At 59.5% G+C, this 19927-nt stretch carries 19 protein-coding genes; 11 read left to right on the plus strand and 8 right to left on the minus strand.

The features are described 5' to 3' along the window. Window positions 1-97: 97 nt before the first annotated feature. From AC1DNI_RS18575 to AC1DNI_RS18610, 8 genes are all read left to right on the plus strand, one after another. Window positions 98-451, plus strand: coding sequence for a DUF2200 domain-containing protein (locus tag AC1DNI_RS18575; RefSeq protein ID WP_477692923.1), 354 nt, complete (start codon window positions 98-100; stop codon window positions 449-451). Between the two features lie 266 nt (window positions 452-717). Then, the gene (locus AC1DNI_RS18580) at window positions 718-1782 is read left to right on the plus strand and encodes an ABC transporter ATP-binding protein (protein ID WP_027232721.1); all 1065 of its coding nucleotides are present in this window, start codon (window positions 718-720) and stop codon (window positions 1780-1782) included. Window positions 1783-1796: 14 nt separating this feature from the next. Beyond that, complete coding sequence (locus AC1DNI_RS18585; protein ID WP_027232720.1) at window positions 1797-2843, plus strand: ABC transporter substrate-binding protein; 1047 nt, start codon at window positions 1797-1799, stop codon at window positions 2841-2843. 6 nt (window positions 2844-2849) lie between these two features. Beyond that, the gene (locus AC1DNI_RS18590) at window positions 2850-4568 is read left to right on the plus strand and encodes an ABC transporter permease (RefSeq protein WP_051615237.1); all 1719 of its coding nucleotides are present in this window, start codon (window positions 2850-2852) and stop codon (window positions 4566-4568) included. Window positions 4569-4715: 147 nt separating this feature from the next. Next, complete coding sequence (locus AC1DNI_RS18595) at window positions 4716-5414, plus strand: FCD domain-containing protein (protein WP_091951425.1); 699 nt, start codon at window positions 4716-4718, stop codon at window positions 5412-5414. A gap of 178 nt (window positions 5415-5592) precedes the next feature. Then, window positions 5593-7008 carry an MmgE/PrpD family protein gene (locus tag AC1DNI_RS18600; RefSeq protein ID WP_477692924.1) on the plus strand — a complete coding sequence of 472 codons (1416 nt, stop codon included), beginning with the start codon at window positions 5593-5595 and terminating at the stop codon, window positions 7006-7008. 13 nt (window positions 7009-7021) lie between these two features. Further along, window positions 7022-8122 (plus strand): AbrB family transcriptional regulator, encoded by a 1101-nt coding sequence (locus tag AC1DNI_RS18605; protein ID WP_477692925.1) that lies wholly within the window; start codon window positions 7022-7024, stop codon window positions 8120-8122. Between the two features lie 13 nt (window positions 8123-8135). After that, window positions 8136-9206, plus strand: coding sequence for an isocitrate/isopropylmalate dehydrogenase family protein (locus tag AC1DNI_RS18610; RefSeq protein WP_477692926.1), 1071 nt, complete (start codon window positions 8136-8138; stop codon window positions 9204-9206). Window positions 9207-9257: 51 nt separating this feature from the next. Here AC1DNI_RS18610 and AC1DNI_RS18615 read toward each other — a convergent pair whose 3' ends face one another. Further along, entirely contained in the window at window positions 9258-10211 is a 954-nt protein-coding gene (locus AC1DNI_RS18615) for an alpha/beta fold hydrolase (RefSeq protein ID WP_477692927.1), read from the minus strand. Between the two features lie 153 nt (window positions 10212-10364). On the opposite strand from AC1DNI_RS18615, the gene AC1DNI_RS18620 reads away from it, so the two are divergent. The 3 genes from AC1DNI_RS18620 to AC1DNI_RS18630 are packed head-to-tail and all read left to right on the plus strand — an operon-like array spanning window position 10365 to window position 13564. After that, window positions 10365-11441 carry a tartrate dehydrogenase gene (locus AC1DNI_RS18620; protein ID WP_477692928.1) on the plus strand — a complete coding sequence of 359 codons (1077 nt, stop codon included), beginning with the start codon at window positions 10365-10367 and terminating at the stop codon, window positions 11439-11441. Window positions 11442-11453: 12 nt separating this feature from the next. Further along, window positions 11454-12554 (plus strand): tartrate dehydrogenase, encoded by a 1101-nt coding sequence (locus AC1DNI_RS18625; protein ID WP_477692929.1) that lies wholly within the window; start codon window positions 11454-11456, stop codon window positions 12552-12554. Then, window positions 12551-13564 carry a PdxA family dehydrogenase gene (locus AC1DNI_RS18630; RefSeq protein ID WP_477692930.1) on the plus strand — a complete coding sequence of 338 codons (1014 nt, stop codon included), beginning with the start codon at window positions 12551-12553 and terminating at the stop codon, window positions 13562-13564. The genes AC1DNI_RS18625 and AC1DNI_RS18630 overlap by 4 nt, the downstream gene beginning before the upstream one ends. Window positions 13565-13567: 3 nt before the next feature. Here the strand turns inward: AC1DNI_RS18630 and AC1DNI_RS18635 are convergent, their stop codons facing one another. From AC1DNI_RS18635 to AC1DNI_RS18665, 7 genes are all read right to left on the minus strand, one after another. Beyond that, complete coding sequence (locus AC1DNI_RS18635) at window positions 13568-14104, minus strand: chromate transporter (RefSeq protein WP_091924451.1); 537 nt, start codon at window positions 14102-14104, stop codon at window positions 13568-13570. A 2-nt stretch (window positions 14105-14106) separates the two neighbouring features. Further along, window positions 14107-14661, minus strand: coding sequence for a chromate transporter (locus AC1DNI_RS18640; RefSeq protein ID WP_175499074.1), 555 nt, complete (start codon window positions 14659-14661; stop codon window positions 14107-14109). An 89-nt stretch (window positions 14662-14750) separates the two neighbouring features. Then, a complete protein-coding gene (locus AC1DNI_RS18645; protein ID WP_477692931.1) occupies window positions 14751-15524 on the minus strand; it encodes an SDR family NAD(P)-dependent oxidoreductase in 774 nt (257 codons plus the stop codon). Then, window positions 15521-16891, minus strand: coding sequence for an MmgE/PrpD family protein (locus AC1DNI_RS18650; RefSeq protein ID WP_477692932.1), 1371 nt, complete (start codon window positions 16889-16891; stop codon window positions 15521-15523). Before AC1DNI_RS18650 ends, AC1DNI_RS18645 begins: the two co-directional genes overlap by 4 nt. Next, window positions 16888-18384: a tripartite tricarboxylate transporter permease gene (locus tag AC1DNI_RS18655; RefSeq protein WP_477692933.1), complete on the minus strand. Its 1497-nt coding sequence runs from the start codon at window positions 18382-18384 to the stop codon at window positions 16888-16890. The genes AC1DNI_RS18650 and AC1DNI_RS18655 overlap by 4 nt, the downstream gene beginning before the upstream one ends. Continuing rightward, window positions 18384-18860, minus strand: coding sequence for a tripartite tricarboxylate transporter TctB family protein (locus AC1DNI_RS18660; RefSeq protein ID WP_477692934.1), 477 nt, complete (start codon window positions 18858-18860; stop codon window positions 18384-18386). The genes AC1DNI_RS18655 and AC1DNI_RS18660 overlap by 1 nt, the downstream gene beginning before the upstream one ends. Before the next feature lie 63 nt (window positions 18861-18923). Continuing rightward, window positions 18924-19892, minus strand: a complete 969-nt coding sequence (locus AC1DNI_RS18665; RefSeq protein WP_027232704.1) for a tripartite tricarboxylate transporter substrate binding protein — start codon at window positions 19890-19892, stop codon at window positions 18924-18926. Between the last annotated feature and the right edge of the window lie 35 nt (window positions 19893-19927).

Genomic DNA, 19927 nt, shown 5'->3' on the forward strand with positions numbered 1-19927 from the left:
GGCAGCCCTCGATCAGCCTTGGCTAACGCCGATTGCGATTTGAACTTCAAGCCTTGCTCGGGTTGGTCGCGGGCGTGTTGCTGGGCTGGAGGAGTCGATGGCAAAACACAGGATTTATACGACCAGCTTCGCCAGCGTCTATCCTCTTTATGTTGCCAAAGCCGAGAAAAAGGGACGCACAAAGGCAGAGGTCGACCAGATCATCTCTTGGTTGACCGGTTATGACGCGCCTGCGTTGCGCGCTCAGCTTGATCGACAAACCGATTTTGAAACATTCTTTGCCGAGGCCCCGCATCCCAATCCTTTGAGAACCTTGATCACGGGCGTGGTTTGCGGTGTCCGCGTGGAGAATATCGAGGAGCCGACCATGCGGGAAATCCGCTACCTCGATAAGCTCATTGACGAATTGGCTCGCGGAAAAGCCATGGATCGCATTTTGCGAGAGAATTAATTCCGGGCGATCTTGGCCTGTCCGTTTGGGCGCCACGCCGCTGCATCGCCGCAGACTCCTCTCAGCCGCTTCTATCAGCTCAATACCCTGTGGTGCCGCACCAACTGCGGCGGGAACGCGGGCGGCTTCCGCACGGTGTCTGCGAACACAAGAAGTTCATCGCACCATAAAATAGTAATCTGTTGACAGTCTTCAATTTGCTGCCTACCTTCCCTGCAGTGGCCAAAGGAGCGGCAACACGTTGCCGCCAACACTTGGGAGGTGTGATGGCATTTCTGGAACTCGACGGTTTGACGAAGAGCTACGGTAGTCTGACAGTCGTAAAAGGCGTGAATTTGTCAGTCGATCAGGGCAAGCTGGTTTGCCTGCTTGGCCCATCCGGCTGCGGCAAAACCACAACCTTGCGGCTCATCGCAGGATTTGCTCCAGCGAATGGCGGAGAAATACGCGTCGGCGGCAAGGTCGTCTCTTCATCGCGCGGTACCGTCCCGCCTGAAGCCCGCAACATGTCTATGATCTTCCAGAGCTATGCGCTCTGGCCGCACATGACAGTCTTTGAAAACGTGGCTTACGGCTTGAAATTGCGCCGGATGCCGCAATCTCAAGTCACCGAACTCGTCCGCACCATCCTCACCGCCACTCAGCTTATTCAGCTTGCGGACCGCTATCCGGGCGAATTGTCCGGGGGGCAGCAGCAACGTGTGTCGCTGGCGCGGGCGTTGGTGATAAAACCCGAAATACTGCTGCTCGACGAGCCCCTGTCCAATCTCGACGCCAATTTACGCGAAGAGATGCGCTTCGAAATCCGCAGGCTCCATGACGAATTCCGCTACACGACCGTCTACGTTACCCACGATCAGGCCGAAGCAATGACCACGGCAGACATTATCGTGGTGATGAATGACGGGCGCATAGAGCAGTCAGGGTCGCCTGAGGACATCTACGAGCGGCCCGCGACTGAATTTGTGGCGAGGTTTATCGGCGGGACCAACATCCTCAGCGGAACGCGAAACGACAAAGAAAGCGTCCTGTGTCAGTCCGGCCTTGTGCTGCGCTGTGGCAACGGCACGGCTGACGGCACCACAAAGACAGCGGTTTCGATCCGCCACCACGACATTGAACTCTCGACCAAGCCGAACGGTGCCAACACGAACACGACAATTGGCACGGTTACTCGGCAGATCTATCTCGGTTCGCACCGGGATTACCTCGTTTCCATCGCCGGTGGAGAAATGGTGCGCACCGTCGCACCAGTCAACGTCGCGATCCCGGTCGGCCAGGAGGTATGGCTGCATTTCCCGCCAGAGAAATGCCGGGCGCTCGCGCAATAAGGGAGGAACTACGCATGTGGAAGAAAGCGCTGTCTGCCGCGCTGTTCGCTTCGGGGCTCGCGGTATCGTCCGCGGCCTTTGCCGAGGCGCCAGCCCCCTATCAGATTACGCCAGAACTGGAGGCTGCCGCTAAAGCTGAGGGCAAGGTCGTGTTCTATACGGCCACCGACGTTGCGGTCGCCGAGAAATTGGCTGAGCAATTCAAGACGAAATACCCGGGCATCGATGTCCAGGTGGAACGCGCCGGATCGGAACGGGTCTTCCAGCGCATCGGCCAGGAATATTCGACCGGCATCTACAATGCCGACGTGATCGAAACATCCGACGCTGTGCATTTCGAATATTTCAAACGCCAGGGCTGGCTCACCCCCATGGTGCCGCAGGAAGTCGCGGATAAATGGCCGGCGGACGAACGTGACCCCGATGGCAATTTTGCCGCCTATCGCGCGCATCTTTCCGTCCTTGCATACCGCTCCGACCTTATGAAAGAGGAAGAGGCGCCGAAAACGTGGGAAGACCTGCTCGACCCGCGCTTCAAGGACAAGATGGTGAAGGCGCATCCGGGCTATAGCGGCACTGTGATGACCTCAACCTTCGTACTCAGCCAGCTTCTCGGCTGGGAATATTTCGAGAAGCTTGGCAAGCAGAACATCATGCAAGTCCAGTCCTCGACCGAGCCGCCGAAGAAGCTTGCGCAGGGCGAACGTGCTCTCGAGGTGGACGGCAACGAGTACAACGTCTTTCGTCTGATCGATGAAGGCAAGCCGATCAAGATCATCTATCCGGACGAGGGCACGCCGCTGGCAGTCGGAAATGCGGCCGTTCTCAAGCAGGCACCGCATCCCAATGCTGCCAAGCTGTTCTATGCCTATCTTTTCTCGCTCGATGCGCAGCAGCTCAACAGCGATTTCGGCGGCTTGAGGTCCTTCCATCCCGATGTGAAGGAAAAGGAGGGGCGCACCCCGCTTTCCAAGATCAAGATCCTTCATTCTGATCCGGCAAAACTCGAGCCTGAGATCCAGACCATCAAATCCAACTACGAAAAGTATTTCGGGACATAATTGATCATGACCAGTATCGCTCAGGTTCAGGGTCGGCGCAGCGGCATCGACCTTTCATGGCCAACTTTCGCTCTGTTATCCCTCATCCTGAGCGTTCTGGTACTCCTGCCATTGTTCTGGCTCGCCTTCTACAGCTTTCGTAGCGATACGGGTGGAGGGGCGACTCTCGACAATTTCATCGCACTCGTCGCCGATCCGACCTTGCTGCGGGCATATGGACTGGCGATTGCCATGGCGCTCGGCGTGGGACTGCTGTCCTGCGTCGTTGCCACGCCAATGGCCTGGCTGGTGGCCAGAACGGACCTGCCCGGCCGACGCATCATCCGCATGCTGGTGACTGCATCGTTCGTTACACCGCCCTTTCTCGGCGCCATCGCCTATGAGATTCTTGCCGCGCCCAATAGCGGGCTTGTGAACATCATCTACCGCAGTGTGTTCCGCCTCGATTCATCCCAGTACCTGGTGAACATCTACACGTTCGGCGGCCTGATCTTCGCCATTGCATGTTTCACTTTCCCATACGTTTTTACCCTTGTTGCCAACGCGCTCGACAAGGTCCCGTCGGATCTCGAGGATGCGTCCTCGATCCTTGGCGGCAAATCGATGACCACATTGCGCAAGGTGACGATACCACTGGTATTGCCTGCAATGCTCGCGGGGACATTGATCGCCATCCTGCAAGCGCTGACCATGTTCGGGTCGCCGGCCATCCTGGCGCTTCCCGCCGGATTTCACGTGATCACCACCAAGATCTGGAGTCTGTTTCAGTTTCCGCCCCGTCTCGGTCTCGCAGCTGCGGCGGCATTGCCGCTGCTGATCATCACCATCATCCTTTTGCGCGCGCAGAAGTCGATTCTCGGCCGGAAGGGATACACCGTTCTCGGCGGCAAGAGCGGAACCCCGCGGGTAACGGAACTCGGGCGCTGGAAATGGGCCGCCATTTTATTCGTGTTCTCGATCCTCAGCCTGACGATCCTCCTGCCCTACCTTGCCATCCTCAAGACGGCCTTTACGGGCACGGTTGGCGACCCGATCAATCTCTCCACGCTGACCCTTAGTCACTGGAGATTCGTGCTGTTCGAGTTTTCGGCGACGCAGCTTGCTCTGCGCAACACCTTCCTTCTTGGCTTCCTGACGGCGACGGCGGTCACCGCCATCGCTCTGATCGTGTCGTACCTCGTTACGCGCCGTTCGGTGCCGGGTTCCCGCTTCCTGGGCGTCCTTGCGACGGCGCCGGTGGCGATCCCGGGGATCGTGCTTGGCGTCGGCCTTTTCCTTAGCTATGCCAACCCGACATTCCAGCTTTATGGGACCATCTGGATCCTGTTGATCGCCTTCATGACCATCGAATTGCCCGCAGGATACCAGCAGATGTCATCTGCCTTTTCGGGAGTTCACCCGGAGCTCGAGGAAGCCGGCCGCATCATGGGCGCTTCACGGTTGCGCACCCTGTGGGACATCACGGCACCGTTGCTGCGTACGAGCGTGGTGGCTGCATGGTGTTTCGTTTTCGTCGGCACCATTCGCGAACTCTCGGCGACGATTTTGCTGACCACTGCTAATACCAAGCTGGTTTCGGTCATCATCTACGATCTCAACGAGAGCGGTGATCTCGGAGCGATCTGCGTTCTCGGCATTATCCTGCTCGCCGCCTCCTTCGCCGTCGTTTTCGTGGCCAACCGGGTGCCAGTGCTCGGAGGATCGCAAATGAATGCGCGGGGTTAAGGCATATCGTGTGCTAAAATCGCGGTGGACCCCGCCATCGAGCAGGGTCGCCAACCTAAGCATTTGCTGCTAAACGAAAGCTTGGGAGCAAAACTCGAAAGGACTGAGTTTGGACCCGTTTCATAGACCCGTCACGATGGCTTGCTCATGACCGACACAACGAACGCACCACAGAATTTGTCCGCGATCGATTTTCTCCGCACCCGCTCGCTTGCAAATGTGGTCCAGGCCGAGATCGAGCGGATGATCATCGACGGCGAACTCAAGCCCAACGAACGGGTCAACGAAAACGGTCTCTCCCAACGCCTGGGCGTAAGCCGGGGGCCAATTCGCGAAGCATGCAGCGCGCTCGCGGCGATGGGGCTCATCGAAATCATCCCCAATCGGGGGTTCTTCATTCGGGCGCTGACCAATGACGAAGCGCAGGACCTTTCGGAGGCGCGCGCCGGGGTTTTCGGATGCATGGCGATGATCCTTGCCGAGCGCATAACCGACGCCCAGATCGGGATTCTGAGAGCGCTCCTTGCCCGGATGGACGAGATCGTCAAACTTGGCGACGTTCACGTCTATTATCCGGTCAACCTCGAATTTCACAAGCAGATCACCCACATGGCCGGCAATAACCGGCTGGAGCTCATTTATCAGAGCTTTGTGCGCGAATTGCACATTCAGCGGTATCGTGCGCTCTCGAGCCACGATGTGTTGCATATTTCAAACGAGGAGCATCGCGCTATCGTCGATGCGCTCGAAGCACGCGACCCGATACGCAGCCTGATTGCGGCGCGTACGCATATTCTGAACGGCATCGTCCGCACCCGCCGCGCCGGCCAGCCGACAGGCACCTAAGGACCGCGTTTCTCAAAAATCCCTTCCCAGACCGCACGTTTGGTCACGTGAACGCTTGCTTAGCTTTTTGTCCGATTTCTCAACTATCTTGCCAACATAAAACTGTTGACAATTAACAATCTCACCAGCATGGTCAAAACTCGAATTGCCGCAAGGCAGCGCCAAAAGAGGATTGAGCATGAACCAGAATAATCAGGCAGATGCCGAACTGACGAAGTACGTTGCCAATTTTGTTGTCGAGACGAAATTTGACGACCTTTCGAGCGAAGTTATCGAGCTCGGCAAGAAATCGATACTTGATGGTTTTGGCCTCGCCCTCTCCGGTTCAGTCGCGAGGAGCGGCGAATTGGTTCGCCAACACCTGGATGACCTTGGCCTCGCCGATGGTGCGGCAACCGTGATCGGTGGCGGCCGGAAGGTCGCACCTCGCTTTGCGGCCTTCGCCAATGGCGTCGGCATCCATGCCGACGACTATGACGACACGCAGCTCGCCGTGGCCAAGGATCGCGTCTACGGTCTGTTGACGCATCCCACCGCACCGGCATTGCCGGCGGCACTCGCGGTAGCCGAACTCGTCAATGGCACGGGCAAGGATCTGATGCTCGCCTATCATCTCGGCGTGGAAGTCGAATGCAAGATCGCAGAGGCGATCGCTCCCCGGCACTATCAGACGGGGTTTCACGCCACTGCGACCTGCGGAACCTTTGCGGCGGCTGCCGCAAGCGCGCGGCTTATGGGCTTCGACGTGCCGACCACGCAACGCGCCCTATCGATCGCAGGTAGCCAGTCCGCCGGACTGCGCGAGAATTTCGGGACCATGACCAAGCCCTTCCACGCGGGCCGTTCCTCCGAAAGCGGCGTAGCGGCGGCGCAGTTTGCGTCCTATGGCTGGACGGCCGCTGCGCGTATTCTCGAGGCGCCCCGGGGGTTCTTCTCAGCTGCCGGCGGCGGGTATGACCCGAATGCGATCCTAAACAAGCTCGGTGCCCCGTGGACATTCGCGAACCCGGGCATTTCCATCAAGCCGCATCCTTCAGGCTCGCTCACCCATCCCGGAATGACTGAGATGCTACGGCTCATCAAGGAGCATGACATCCGGGCCGAAGATGTGGAACGCGTTCGTGTCGGCACGAATTCCAACATGCCGAACGCCCTTATCCACCATCGCCCGAAGGACGAATTGCAGGCAAAATTCTCGATGGAATTCTGCATGGCAATCCTCTTGCTCGACGGTCGTGCTGGTCTTAACGAGTTCACAGATGCAGCCGTCGAACGCGACGACGTCAAGGCAATGATTGAGAAGGTCGATTTCGTCATCGATGACGAGGCCGAGGCAGCGGGCTACCATCTGATGACGACATTGATCGACATCCATCTCAAGGACGGACGCAAAATTTCCGGACGCGCGGATTTCGGCAAGGGCAGCCCTGCTTTCCCCATGAGCTACGACGAAGTCGCCGATAAATTCCGCGAGAACGCCGAGTTTGCCGGCATGGCACGGGCAAGGGCTGACGAGATCGTTGAACTTGTCCGCGGCCTCGAACGGCTGACGTCATTGGACGATCTGACATCGCGCCTGATTTCGGTCGGCTGACAAACGGCCCGGAATGCCCGATTCAGGAACCCTTTGGCGTGGGCAAGGTCCAAAACTCTTCGACCGCGCTCCCGCCCGGGTCGCTCTGGCGCTGCTTATCGGCGTATTGGGGGCAATCGCTGCCAGGGTGGTTGCGATGCCCCTGCCCTATCTTCTCGGTCCGCTGCTGACGTGCGCCAGCGCGTCGATACTCAGCGCGCCGATTTCGCCCGTACCCTATGGCCGCGAACTTGGACAGGTTGCTGTGGGACTTGCCATCGGCTTGCGGTTCATCCCTACGGTCGTCATCGCCATCATCGCCATGCTGCCATTCATGCTGGCGGCAACGATCCTGATGATCATCGCGACCATGATTGCCGCCTTCATGATCAGCAAACTTGCCGCGCTCGACCTTAGAACTTCATTCTTTGCTACCGCCGCTGCGGGCTTGGCCGAGATGGCCGTGGTTGCCCATCAGAAGGGCGCCGACAGCGACACGGTGGCGGTCGTCCACCTTATTCGCGTGACATCGATCGTAACGGTCGTGCCGTTCCTCGTCACCATTTTCGGGGAAGATGGTGGCATCACCGCGGTGCCAATACCCTTCCGGGCCGAGGCAATGCCACTTGTTGCGCTCTACGTCCTGGCGGCCGTTGCGGGGTATTTGGCGAGCCCCTGGAAGATCCCCAATACCTGGCTGCTCGTTCCTGCGCTCGTCGGCGGGCTCGTGGCCGGCTTCGGGTTCGGCCCCTTTGCCGTCCCTTCGACTGTCCTGGTGGTCGCTCAAGTCGTCATCGGAATCTGGCTGGGCTGCCGTTTTCGCCGTTCCTTGCTAGGGCGCTTGTCGAGGGTGACGTTCTCTGCATTTGCAACTACGGCATTTCTGCTTGCGGTCGCCATGGGGTTGGCCTGGCTGCTTTCGGCTGCAACGGGCCTTTCCTTTGTCACCAGCCTCCTCGCAGTTGCACCCGCGGGCGTCACCGAAATGGTGCTGACGGCAACGGCAATGCACCTCGACACGACAACCGTGACAGCATTCCAGATCACGCGAATAGCGGTCGTCATGACCACGATCCTCATCAGCTTTCGAATATTTGAACACCTTGCGCGTCGCTTCGGCGCCGCATCTGAATGAAAGGACTGCACAGATGACTGCCCATCTCGTAATCGGGATACTGAACGGTGATGATATCGGCCATGAAATCGTCCCGGCAGCGGTCGAAGTCACCCGCGCCGCTGCCGCGAGGACCGGCCTCGAGATCGACTGGCGTCCGATGCCAATCGGACGCAGCGCGCTGGATACGCACGGCTCGACCTTTCCCGAAGGTACCATGGAGACCCTCGCCAAGATGGATGGCTTCATTCTGGGTCCGATCGGACACCAGGCCTATCCGAAGGTTCCGGGGGCGATCAATCCGCATCCGATCATGCGCAAGGGGTTCAATCTGTTTGCCAATGTCCGGCCTACAAAATCCTTCCCAGGGCTGGGCGCCATTCACGAGGGCATCGACCTTGTTATCGTGCGGGAAAACAATGAAGGTTTCCAGCCGGACCGAAATGTGGTGGCAGGTTCCGGCGAATTCCGGCCGACCGAAGATGTCACCATTTCGGTCCGGGTTATCACGCGTGTCGGTTCAGCACGGGTGGCCCGCGCGGCATTGGAGATTGCGCAGCAGCGCAAGAAGCGCCTGACGCTCGTTCACAAGAACACCGTGTTCAAACTTGGCTGCGGGATGTTCGTCGAGGAATGCCATCGGGTGGCCAAGGAATTTCCGGACGTCACAGTCGACGAGGTCATCGTCGACACGATGGCAATGCGTCTTATTCGCGATCCGCAGAGCTTTGATGTAATCGTCACGACAAACATGTTCGGTGACATCCTGACGGATGAAGCGGCCGGTCTCGTCGGCGGTCTCGGCATGGCGCCCGGCCTTTGCATTGGCGAAGGCAATCTGGCCATGGCGCAGGCTACTCACGGGTCCGCGCCAGACATCGCCGGAAAGGGCATTGCCAATCCCTTTGCCATGATCGAATCCGCCCGCATGATGATCGAATGGCTCGGGCACAACCGCGGTATAGCGAAGGCTGTCGAGGCGGCGGCGATCATGGAGCGGGCAATAGCCGTTGCGCTGGCCGATCCCGCCACCCGCACACGCGATATCCGGGGAACTGCCGATACCGCCGGCATGACCCGAGGCATACTGGCGGCAATCGGTTAAGGGTCGCCCGCCCTCACCGCTCACCTAAGGTGGGCGGGAGGGCGGTGATGCTCAGGCGGCAAAAGGCAGCGGCTCTTCCCCGGTAAAGAATTTGCCGAACGCATCATAGACAATGTCCGGCCGTTGCTCGGCGGGATAATGTCCGGTCGGGATTGCCCAGCCGCGCAAATCAGGGGCCCAAGGTTTCCAGGCTTCAAGCGGTTTGAAGTGTCGCCCGCAATGGCTGTTTGAGCCCCATAGCACCAGAACAGGGCAATCGATCGTCTTCTTGCCGAAATCGGCGGTATCCATTGCAAGGTCAACACTGACCGTGGCCCGATAATCCTCACAGACAGCATGTATCTGTTCAGGCGTGGTGCAGCGCTTGTACTCGGCCATTGCTTCGGGGGAGAATATTTCGAGGCCCACCCCCTTCTTGTTCAGTTTGTAATCGATGTAATAGGCGAGATCGGCCGTCAGCAGCTTTTCGGGAAATGGCGCCTTCTGCGCCATGAAAAACCAATGATAGGCCTCGATACCCCACCCCAGCGTCACATTTGTCAGCGCATGATGGGTTGGCACGATATCGAGGGCGGCGAGGCGCTCGATACGATCGGGATAGTCCAGGCCCATTCGAAAAGCGACACGAGCGCCGCGGTCGTGACCGGCCACCTGAAACCTGTCGAACCCCAGCTTCGACATAATTTCCGCATTATCGTCGCCCATTGCCCTGAACGAATAGCCAGAGTGGTCCTCACCCCCATCCGGTTTCGAGCTGTCGCCGTAGCCGCGCAGGTCGGGAGCCACAACGGTAAACCGCCTGGCAAGTGCCGGTGCTATCCTGTGCCAGCTCACATGAGTCAGCGGATTGCCGTGCAGGAGCAGCAGCGGCGGACCCTCACCGCCAATCGCGACGTTGATTTCGGCGCCGGCCGTTGGGATGCGCTCATAGCGAAAGCCGTGCATGAGCTTTCCCTTTTCTTCAGCGAATGGCGGCATTGCGGATATCGGTTCGATCGGCGCCATAATATGTCTCCTTGCTTTGGTCCAGACGAGCATATGCTTTCAGGTACAGGAACTCATGCCCTTTTTGGTAAATTGTCAACAGTTTGTAATTGACAATCTTGCGAATATTCGGCATCGGAGTATCTTGGGAGCGCAGCAGCGGGAGTTATTTTCATGAGGACACATCAGATAGCGGCCATTCCTGGGGACGGAATTGGCAAGGAAGTGGTCGCTGCCGGCCTGCGCGTTCTCGATGCAAGTGCCCGTCGCGACGGCAACTTCCAGGCCGCGATCACAGAATTTCCTTGGGGATCGGACTTCTACAAACAACATGGTCATCTCATGCCTGATGACGGCATCGAGCAGTTGAAGAGATACGACGCTATTTATTTCGGGGCTGTCGGTGCCCCTGACGTGCCGGATCACCTGACCCTATGGGGTCTGCGCCTCGCCATATGCCAGCCGTTCGACCAATATGCCAACGTCCGTCCGACGAGGATCCTGCCGGGCATCGAAAGTCCGTTGCGTGGCGTAACAGCCAAGGACCTCGACTGGGTCATCGTCCGCGAAAACTCGGAAGGCGAATATGCCGGCCAGGGCGGTCGCTCGCATCGGGGGCTGCCGGAAGAAATCGCTACGGAAGTCTCGATCTTCACCCGCGTCGGCGTTACCCGCATCATGCGCTTTGCTTTCCAACTCGCGCAGTCGCGGCCGCGAAAGCTGCTCACCGTCGTCACCAAATCAAATGCACAGCGACACGGCATGGTATTGTGGGACGAAATCGCCAAGGACGTTTCAGCCGAATTTCCCGACGTGACCTGGGACAAGATGCTCGTCGATGCAATGACGGTGCGCATGACGCTCAATCCTGCCTCTCTCGATACGATCGTCGCGACCAATCTTCATGCCGATATTCTTTCCGATCTTGCAGCGGCCCTTGCCGGATCGATCGGCATTGCACCTACGGCAAACCTCAATCCGGAACGGCAATACCCCTCGATGTTCGAGCCGATCCATGGTTCGGCGTTCGATATCACCGGCAAGGGGATCGCCAATCCGGTTGGAACCTTCTGGTCAGCCGTGATGATGCTCGAACACCTTGGCGAAACGGCAGCAGCTGCGCGCCTGATGCGGGCAATCGAGCGCGTGACCGCCGACCCGTCATTGCATACACCGGACCTGCGCGGCAGCGCCACCACGGACATGGTCACGGAAGCGGTCTGCGCTGCCATCCTCGGCGACAACGAATAAGGACGCATTCTCATGACTGCAAACAGCTTCAGGATTGCCGTTATCGCCGGCGACGGCATCGGCAAGGAAGTCATGCCGGAGGGACTACGCGTCCTTAAGGCGGTCGCTGAAAGGTTCGACCTCGATCTCAGATTTGACAGCTTTGACTTCGCCTCGTGCGACTATTACGCCGAGCATGGCCGCATGATGCCGGAGAACTGGAAGGATCTCATTGGCGGGCACGATGCCATTTACTTCGGTGCTGTTGGCTGGCCTGAGACGGTTCCCGATCATATCTCTCTATGGGGCTCGCTTTTGCAGTTTCGCCGGGAGTTCGACCAGTATGTGAATTTGCGGCCCGTCCGCCTGATGCCCGGCGTGCCGTCGCCGCTGGCGGGACGCGAGCCCGGCGATATTGACTTCTTCGTGGTTCGCGAGAACACCGAGGGCGAGTATTCCTCCATCGGCGGCAAGATGTATCCGGGAACCGAGCGCGAGATCGTCGTGCAGGAAACGGTGATGAGCCGGGTCGGCATCGACCGCATTCTCCGTTTTGCCTTTGAGCTTGCCCAAAGCCGCACCAAGAAGCATCTGACGTCCGCTACAAAATCCAATGGCATTTCGATCACCATGCCCTACTGGGATGAGCGCGTCGAAGAGATGGCCAAGAGCTATGGGGATGTGCGCTGGGACAAGTATCACATCGATATCCTTTGCGCGCATTTCGTGCTCAATCCGGATCGCTTCGATGTGGTCGTGGCCTCCAATCTATTCGGCGACATTCTCTCAGATCTCGGTCCCGCCTGTACGGGTACGATTGGAATTGCGCCGTCCGGCAACATCAATCCGGAACGCCTGTTCCCCTCGCTCTTCGAACCTGTCCATGGCTCGGCACCGGATATCGCCGGCAAGGGCATCGCCAATCCGATCGGCCAGATATGGGCGGGCGCCATGATGCTCGATCATCTGGGTCATCCACAGGCGGCAGCGGCAATCGTGTCGGCAATAGAAAGCATCCTGATGGATCCGGCGCTGCGTACGGGAGATCTGGGCGGACGAGCCGACACCATCACCTGCGGTCGTGCGATCGCCGAGGCCATCCGGCTGCCCGAAGAACAGATGAGGAAATCATGAACAGCGAACGTCCAATCATCGCGCTCACCGCCGGCGATTGTACCGGCATCGGACCCGAGCAGACCGCCCGCATCCTGCATGACCAGCGCATGGCCGATGTGGCCCGCATCGTTGTCGTGGGCGACGCTCGCACCCTCGATCTCGGAAAACGCCAGGCCGGCGTATCGTTTGCATATCGAACCTACCAGTCTCCGGCTTCCGTCGACTGGTCCGATAGCGCCGTGCCGCTGATCGACCTCGGCAACACCGATCCCTCGCTCTATGAGCCGGGCGTAGCAAGCGCCGAATCTGGCCGATTGACCGGAGACACGCTGGCGCGTGCGATCGACTTCGCCCTGGCAGGCGAGGTCGATGCGGTAACCTTTGCTCCCCTGAACAAGCGGGCCATGTACGATGGCGGCTGGAAATTCCCTGACGAACACAAGATGTTCGCCCATCTCCTCGGTCATCACAGCTATTTCAGCGAGATGAACGTGCTCGACGGTCAATGGATGTCGCGCGTTACCTCGCACGTCTCGTTGCGCCAGGCCGTCGACCAGATCACGCGACCGGCCATCGAGGAGGCGATCGTCCTTGCCACGACCATGATGCGCAAGGCCGGTATAGCAAAACCCCGCCTTGCCGTCGCAGCGCTCAATCCGCATGCCGGAGAGAACGGTCTTTTCGGTACGGACGAGATCGAACTTATCCGTCCAGCCGTAGATGCCATGGCCGCCAAGGGTATTGACTGCAAAGGGCCGTTTCCATCCGATACGGTCTATCTGAAGGCCTTTGCCGGGGAATTTGATGGGGTTCTCGCCATGTATCACGATCAGGGGCAGATCGCGACGAAGATGCGAGGCTTCAACCGGGGCGTAACGGTAACGGCGGGGCTCGATACGGTGTTTACGACGCCTGCGCATGGCACGGCATTCGATATCGTCGGCAAGGGAATTGCCGATACCGGCGCTTTTGAAAACGCGATCAAGCTCGCAAGCCAATTGGTGCGCTTCAAGCAGCTTGATTCCTAAGGTTCAAAAGCCGGTTGCGGCGAGCGCAGCGACCAAGCCGCCGAGAACCAGCACGCCGAGCACCGGAAATCTCGGCATCCACAGGAAGATGGCGGCGGCGAGGCCAATGATGGCAATGGCCGATGGTCCGCCGTGCGACAGCCGGAACAGCGATATGATTCCGGCGATGATCAGTCCAATGCCCACAGGAGCCAGTCCTTCGCGCATGGCACGGTGCCAGCGCTTCTGACGATGGTTGTTGGTCAATTTGAACACCGCATAGCACAGCATCGAAGACGGCACGAACAGCGCGAGCGTCGCTATTGCTGCGCCCAGCCAACCCGCCACCCGCCAGCCGATGACGGTTGCCAGCATCATACCCGGACCCGGTGCCGCCCGCGACACGGCAAAAAGATCGAGGAACTCCCGGGAACTCACCCAACCATGAACGGTCACGGCCTCGTGCTGGATACCCGCCACGATTGCGCTGCCGCCCCCGATTGAAGTCAGGGAAAACGGAATGAACACGAGGGCTATGGCAATGAGTGTGTCGAACCGCACGATCACGCCCTGCGCCAAGACAGAGCGACGCTGATTGGCGCCAGCACAAGCACCACCGGTATCAGCGGCATCTCAAGCACTCCAACGAGGAATGCGGTGACAACAACGATGGCGACCGAGGGAGGAAAGCGCATTGCCCGCCGAAGGCCATGGATGCACATGACGACCAGCAAACCCATCGCCGCAAAGGCCACGCCGTCGGAGATGGCGGGAAGCAATGCAAAGCCTGCCAAAGCATCGAACACCTGACAAAGCGCAATGACGGCGAAGAATGGGCCAACGAGGAAGCCAACGACGCAACTAAGCGCTCCGATGGGGCCCCGAAGTTGTTCGCCCATGCAAATGACCAGATTGACCACATTCGCGCCAGGCAACATCTGTGAGATAGCAAGACTGCTGGCGAAGTCATCTTCATCGATCCAGCGATGTTGGAGCACGAACCCCTGATACAGCCAGCCGGTCAGGCCGCCGCCAAAGCTCAATATGCCTATCTTGAAGCAGAGCAGGAAAAGCGAACGCAGGCGCGGCGGCGGCAAGGAATGGGAAAGATCTGACACGGGCAATGCCGTCCTTTCACTGAGACCCTCAGGAGGGTGCACCGCCTATGGATCAAGCCTGTATTCGAATCCAACACACCCCTGGCGGATCAGGGCAGGAAAGCGCCGCCATTGACGTGCAGGGTCTGGCCGGTCACAAACCGGGCCGGCTCGCTCGCGAAATACATGACCGCAGCTGCAACTTCTTCAGGAGTACCGCGCCTTCCCACAAGCGTGCGCGTGGTGTTGTGGTGCGCGGGCTCACCGCCCGACGAGGCATGCACCCGGTTCGTATCGATCATTCCCGGAGAAACCAGGTTCACCGTTACTCCACGCGGTCCAAGTTCATGGGCCAGCGCCTTGGTGAAACCGTCGAGCCCAGCCTTGGCCGATATGACATGGGCGCGGTGCACCGCGCCCGTATAGGCCGTCAACCCGCCGATGTTTATGATGGTGCCCCGTCCGCCGGAGAGTAAATGGGGGATCGCCGCGCGGCTCATGAGGAACGCGCCATCGAGCGTCACGCTCATCACTTCCCGCCAATCCTCGAACGACAAGGCTTCAATGGGAGCCTCGCGCCGTATGGCGGCATTGTTGACGAGGATGTCGAGGCGCCCGAGTTGTGCGGCCGCAAGCCCGACAAGGCGGTCGGCATCGGCTTCATTCGCCACATCACCAAGAAGGACGACGGCGCGGCTGCCCCGTTGCTCGACCTCGCGCGCGACAGCCTCCGCCGCCCCCTGATCCGATCTGGCCACAATCGCGATCCCGGCACCGGCGTCAGCCAGGGCAAGGGCGATCGCCCGACCGATGTTGCGCGAGGCGCCGGTTACCAGCGCCACCTGTCCGTCGAGTTCCCGGTGCGTTGCATGATCCGCGTTCATGCGCGTGCTCCCGCCAGATCGATAGGGCCGCCAGCCGCGATTTGTTCGAGGGATGCGCGCAGCGCCGTAATGCTGCGCTCCCGCAGGCCACCAAAGCGCAAATTCGCTTCGAACTTGCTTTCCATTTCGGCGTCAGGCAAGGGTTCGCGCGCTCCGCCGCGCATATAGGGCTGGTGGAATTCATGAACCGTGCCGTCTTTCAAAATCGCCTTGAGATGGCCGGTAAAGTTGGACGGATAGGGATCGGCCGGATTGATTTCATACGAGATCTTGGCTGCCAGCGCTCGGATCGCGGCATCGCGGACCCGCTCATCGGTAAACTGCCCCAGCCCGGCCTCCCCGTCCAGGAATCCGACTGCCATGCAATAGGGTGTCGAAAACTTGCCGGCATAACCATTCGGCGGCCTTTGTTTTTCGGCCAATGGCTCCCATAGACGATGAACTGTGCCCTCCCCTACCTTGCAGACGATGGATGCAATGTCCTCGGCGCCGATACCGAGCGCCGCCAGCTTCTTGGCGCAGTCGATGAAGGGTTGGGTCATGGTTCCGCAGGCGTATGGTTTGAACGCCAGCGTCTCGACGATCCACTGCTTGCCCAGCCCCTCGAGCAACGGCATGAAATCGGGTGCCTTAGACGGAGCAAAGGCCCTGTACATTCCATGTGAACCTTCGAAAACACTTATGGGACCTGTGAAGCCGGCTTCTGCGAGCAGGGCGGCTCGCACGCCGGCCTGCGCTGCAGCGCCCGCATGCAGACGCTTTGTCGAGCTGCCATCTGCAAGATACTCGATGATGCCGGAAGCAAGGCTGCCCGAAATTCCGAGGGCCCTGCCAATCACGTCGGGCCCTAGCCCCAGCGCTGCACCGACAGCCGCCGCCGCTGCCGGCGCGCCAAATATGGCAGTCGGATGAAAGCCCGCCTTGTGCGTTGCCTGCGGTGCTACCAGGCTCATTCGGCACATGAGTTCCGCGCCCACCGCGATGCCGCGCATGGCGGCGCGACCGTCAAGTCCGCGCCTTTCGGCGATCGCAAGGACCGCGGAGACAACCACTGCGCCCGCGTGGATCGGGCCACCTTCGAAGGTGTCGTCGAAATCTTCGCCGTGTGCGGCTGTGCCGTTGACGAGCGCGGCATCGTAAAGCCCAAGCTGGCGTTCATGACCGAAAGCGGTGCAGCTTCCGGCATCCACGGCACTTGCCAGTGCTGCTCCGACATAGTCGGTGCCCCGGGCAGCAACGGCCAGACCGACAATATCGAAGAGGAGCCGCCGGCTGACTGCCTCGACGGCGGCCGGCGGTGTGCATTCCGCGGCAAAATTCGCCAGTCTTGCCGCGACGGGCAACACTGGGGGAACGGTCTGGTTCATGAACGGGCTTCCTCTATTCTGGTCTTGCGGGCGTCGCGCACCTCGCGGCTAAGCGAGAAAACGACGAATATGAGCGCGATGGAAAGCAGCGCCACGGCGATGGGATCCTGAAGAAAGATCATGTGGTCACCCCCCGAAAGCACCAGCGAGCGGCGATAACTCGATTCAACCATGTGGCCAAGCACGACGCCAAGAATCATCGGCAGGACCGGGAATCCGGCGATGCGCATAAGGAAGCCGACAAGGCCAAGCGCGAGTGCGATGCCAAGGTCGAACAGGCTGTTGTTCAGCGTGAAAATGCCCGACAGGATAAGCGCGAAGATGAAGCCAGCGCGGTAGGGGCGCGGACGATTGACCAGCCAAATGCAGGCCGGAAGGATGATGATACCGACACCGATTTGCGCAATGATCGCGATGAACGAGCCGACGTAAATGCTGTCGATCACCTGGGCGCTCTGTTCGAACAGGCGCGGTCCAGGAATCAGCCCGTGCATCAATAGGCCGCCAAGCAAGACCGCCGTCGAGTTGGAACTCGGGATGCCGAAGCTGAGAAGCGGGATCAGCGCGGTGCTTGCCACCGTGTTATTGGCGGCCTCAGGCGCAGCGACGCCCTCCTCGGACCCCTTGCCAAACAAATGCGGTGTCTTCGACCAGCGCTTTGCCTCGTTATAGGACATGAACGCTGCAATCGAACCGCCGCCGCCGGGGGTGAGCCCCTCGAACAAGCCCAGGACACAGCCGATGAATTGCGAACGCTTGAGCTTGTTCATGACAGCAAGGCTTGGCAGCTTGATCTTGATTTTCTGATTGAGCTGCGCCGTGTTGGTCGATCCCGATTGGCTCATCAACTCGGTCAACGCAAAGAGGCCGACCATCACCAGCACCGGTTCGACGCCGCCCAAGAGGTCGGGTATGTCGAAGGTAAAGCGTGTCACGCCGGATATCGGATCGGTGCCGACTGTTGCGATCATCAGGCCGACAGTTGCAGCCGCAAGACCCTTGATCAGCGAGCCTCCGCTCATCGATGCAATAACGCTAAGGCCAAGGATACCGAGCCCGAAATAGGAGGCAGGCGTAAATGCCAGCGCCAGCCACGACAGTGGCTCCGTCAGCATTATCAGCATTGCGAGGCCGAACAGGCTGCCGATCACCCCTGACATCAGGGAAATGCCCAGCGCTTCGCCGGCGCGACCCTGGCGATTGAGTTCGTAACCGTCGATCACAGTGGCCGCGGAAGAATTGGTGCCTGGCGTCCTGATCAGGATCGCCGGGATCGAGCCGCCATACTCGGCGCCGATATAGACGCAGGCGAGCAAGGCGATCGCCTGCGCAGGATCCATCGTATAGGTGAACGGCAAAACCAGGGCCATGGTGATGGAAGCCGAAATACCCGGCAGGGCGCCGCCGAGAATGCCCCAGGTGAGGCCGGCGATGGAAACGAAAATGAGCGGCGTTTCCGTCAGAAGCCTGATTATGTCCATAATCGTCGTCATCAGAATAACCCCTGTACCAGCGAACCTGCCGGCTGGTGGACCCCGAGCAGTTTGACGAAGACGGCCCAGTAGAAAATGCCGCCGCCAATGGCCGCCACCGGGACGACCCAGGTGCGCGGCGCGCCTTCATAAAGCGCGACCCCCCCGATGAGGAGGGCGGTACCGATGACGTAGCCGACGAAAGGCAAAAGGATCACATAGGCAGCCCCGAACAACAGGAAGCCGACGGCACGCGGAAGACGCGCGTCTCCTTCATCGTCATCCGCACCCGCCGTCACCGGGCGCGCCTGGCTTGCGAGCAACGTCCGCCCGATAAGCAGTATTCCGAGGATGGCAAGTACGATGGCAAGCACATGCGGCAGTCCGGCCGCGCCAACCTCATCCGACAAAGTGCTGTCGGCGATTTCACCTGCCCAGGCATAGTAGGTAGCTGCGCCAGCAAGGAGAACGAGGCCGCTGATAAGGTCTTTTCTCATGGGATCAACCCTTAACGATGATCGACGAGGGGCCAGCCTTTTCGCCAGCCCCCGCGATCAATCTCACTTGATGGCGCCCGTCGATTTCAGGAATTCCTCGGTCGACGTGGCAAAATTGTTGATGAATGCCGGATAGTCCTTTTCGCCGATCAACTGGGGAACGAGCACTTCGGCCGTATAGGCTTTCTTGTATTCCGGATCGGCCAGCAGGTTCTTTATCGCCTCGTCCCAGACCGCCTTGGTGGCATCCGGAACGCCCTTGGGGCCAGCGAGGCCACGGAATTTCACCAGGCTGACGTCGTAGCCCAATTCCTTTACCGTAGGCACATCGGGCTTTTCGGTGATGCGTTCAGGATTGAATGTAGCGAGCAACGTAATCTTGCCGGCATCGAGCTGCGATCGAAGCTCCTGGATCTCGCCAATGCCGATGTCGAGCGTGCCGTTGAGAACATTGAGCATCATGTCGCCGCCGCCCTCATGGGTGACGATCGCAGGTGTCACGCCTGCGGCGCGCTTCAGCTGCTCGGCCGCCTGCCGTTCCAGGGATGCCGGATTGGCTGCCCCCCACCGACCGCGTTCTTTCTTGGCATGTTCGATCACGTCCTTCAGCGACTTGTAGGGCCCATCCGTACGCGTGTAGATCACTTCGCTGTCGGCGAAGATGTTAACCAGCGGATCCATGTCCTTGTAGGTGCTCTGCGGCTTGCTCATCAAGGATGTATAGATGTACGTCGGCGTCGTCGCGTAGAAGACGCTCCCGTCGGCTGGCCCGCTTGCAACCCGAGCCATGGCCTTGGCGCCGCTGCCACCCTGGACATTTTCCACGATGAAGGTGGCGTCGATGTACTTGCCGAGATATTTGGTCATTTCGCGCAGGAACACGTCGCTGCCACCGCCGGGACTTGAGTGCGTCACCAGCGTCACCACCTTGTTCGGGTATGGCAGAGGTTCAGCTTGGGCATTTGCGCCGGAAACAATCGCTAGCGTGGCAAGGCCAAGCACTGCCTGGCCGATAGACTTGATGAATGTCATTTCTCTCTCCCATTTAGCTACCGTTTCTCCAGAAC

The organism is Phyllobacterium sp. 01N428 (genome assembly GCF_056399405.1).

What these genes read in the sequence shown, in the direction of transcription:
- AC1DNI_RS18575 (WP_477692923.1), top strand. Translation starts at nt 98, where the DNA reads ATGGCAAAACACAGGATTTATACGACCAGCTTCGCCAGCGTCTATCCT.
- AC1DNI_RS18580 (WP_027232721.1), top strand. Translation starts at nt 718, where the DNA reads ATGGCATTTCTGGAACTCGACGGTTTGACGAAGAGCTACGGTAGTCTG.
- AC1DNI_RS18585 (WP_027232720.1), top strand. Translation starts at nt 1,797, where the DNA reads ATGTGGAAGAAAGCGCTGTCTGCCGCGCTGTTCGCTTCGGGGCTCGCG.
- AC1DNI_RS18590 (WP_051615237.1), top strand. Translation starts at nt 2,850, where the DNA reads ATGACCAGTATCGCTCAGGTTCAGGGTCGGCGCAGCGGCATCGACCTT.
- AC1DNI_RS18595 (WP_091951425.1), top strand. Translation starts at nt 4,716, where the DNA reads ATGACCGACACAACGAACGCACCACAGAATTTGTCCGCGATCGATTTT.
- AC1DNI_RS18600 (WP_477692924.1), top strand. Translation starts at nt 5,593, where the DNA reads ATGAACCAGAATAATCAGGCAGATGCCGAACTGACGAAGTACGTTGCC.
- AC1DNI_RS18605 (WP_477692925.1), top strand. Translation starts at nt 7,022, where the DNA reads ATGCCCGATTCAGGAACCCTTTGGCGTGGGCAAGGTCCAAAACTCTTC.
- AC1DNI_RS18610 (WP_477692926.1), top strand. Translation starts at nt 8,136, where the DNA reads ATGACTGCCCATCTCGTAATCGGGATACTGAACGGTGATGATATCGGC.
- AC1DNI_RS18615 (WP_477692927.1), bottom strand. Translation starts at nt 10,211, where the DNA reads ATGGCGCCGATCGAACCGATATCCGCAATGCCGCCATTCGCTGAAGAA.
- AC1DNI_RS18620 (WP_477692928.1), top strand. Translation starts at nt 10,365, where the DNA reads ATGAGGACACATCAGATAGCGGCCATTCCTGGGGACGGAATTGGCAAG.
- AC1DNI_RS18625 (WP_477692929.1), top strand. Translation starts at nt 11,454, where the DNA reads ATGACTGCAAACAGCTTCAGGATTGCCGTTATCGCCGGCGACGGCATC.
- AC1DNI_RS18630 (WP_477692930.1), top strand. Translation starts at nt 12,551, where the DNA reads ATGAACAGCGAACGTCCAATCATCGCGCTCACCGCCGGCGATTGTACC.
- AC1DNI_RS18645 (WP_477692931.1), bottom strand. Translation starts at nt 15,524, where the DNA reads ATGAACGCGGATCATGCAACGCACCGGGAACTCGACGGACAGGTGGCG.
- AC1DNI_RS18650 (WP_477692932.1), bottom strand. Translation starts at nt 16,891, where the DNA reads ATGAACCAGACCGTTCCCCCAGTGTTGCCCGTCGCGGCAAGACTGGCG.
- AC1DNI_RS18655 (WP_477692933.1), bottom strand. Translation starts at nt 18,384, where the DNA reads ATGACGACGATTATGGACATAATCAGGCTTCTGACGGAAACGCCGCTC.
- AC1DNI_RS18660 (WP_477692934.1), bottom strand. Translation starts at nt 18,860, where the DNA reads ATGAGAAAAGACCTTATCAGCGGCCTCGTTCTCCTTGCTGGCGCAGCT.
- AC1DNI_RS18665 (WP_027232704.1), bottom strand. Translation starts at nt 19,892, where the DNA reads ATGACATTCATCAAGTCTATCGGCCAGGCAGTGCTTGGCCTTGCCACG.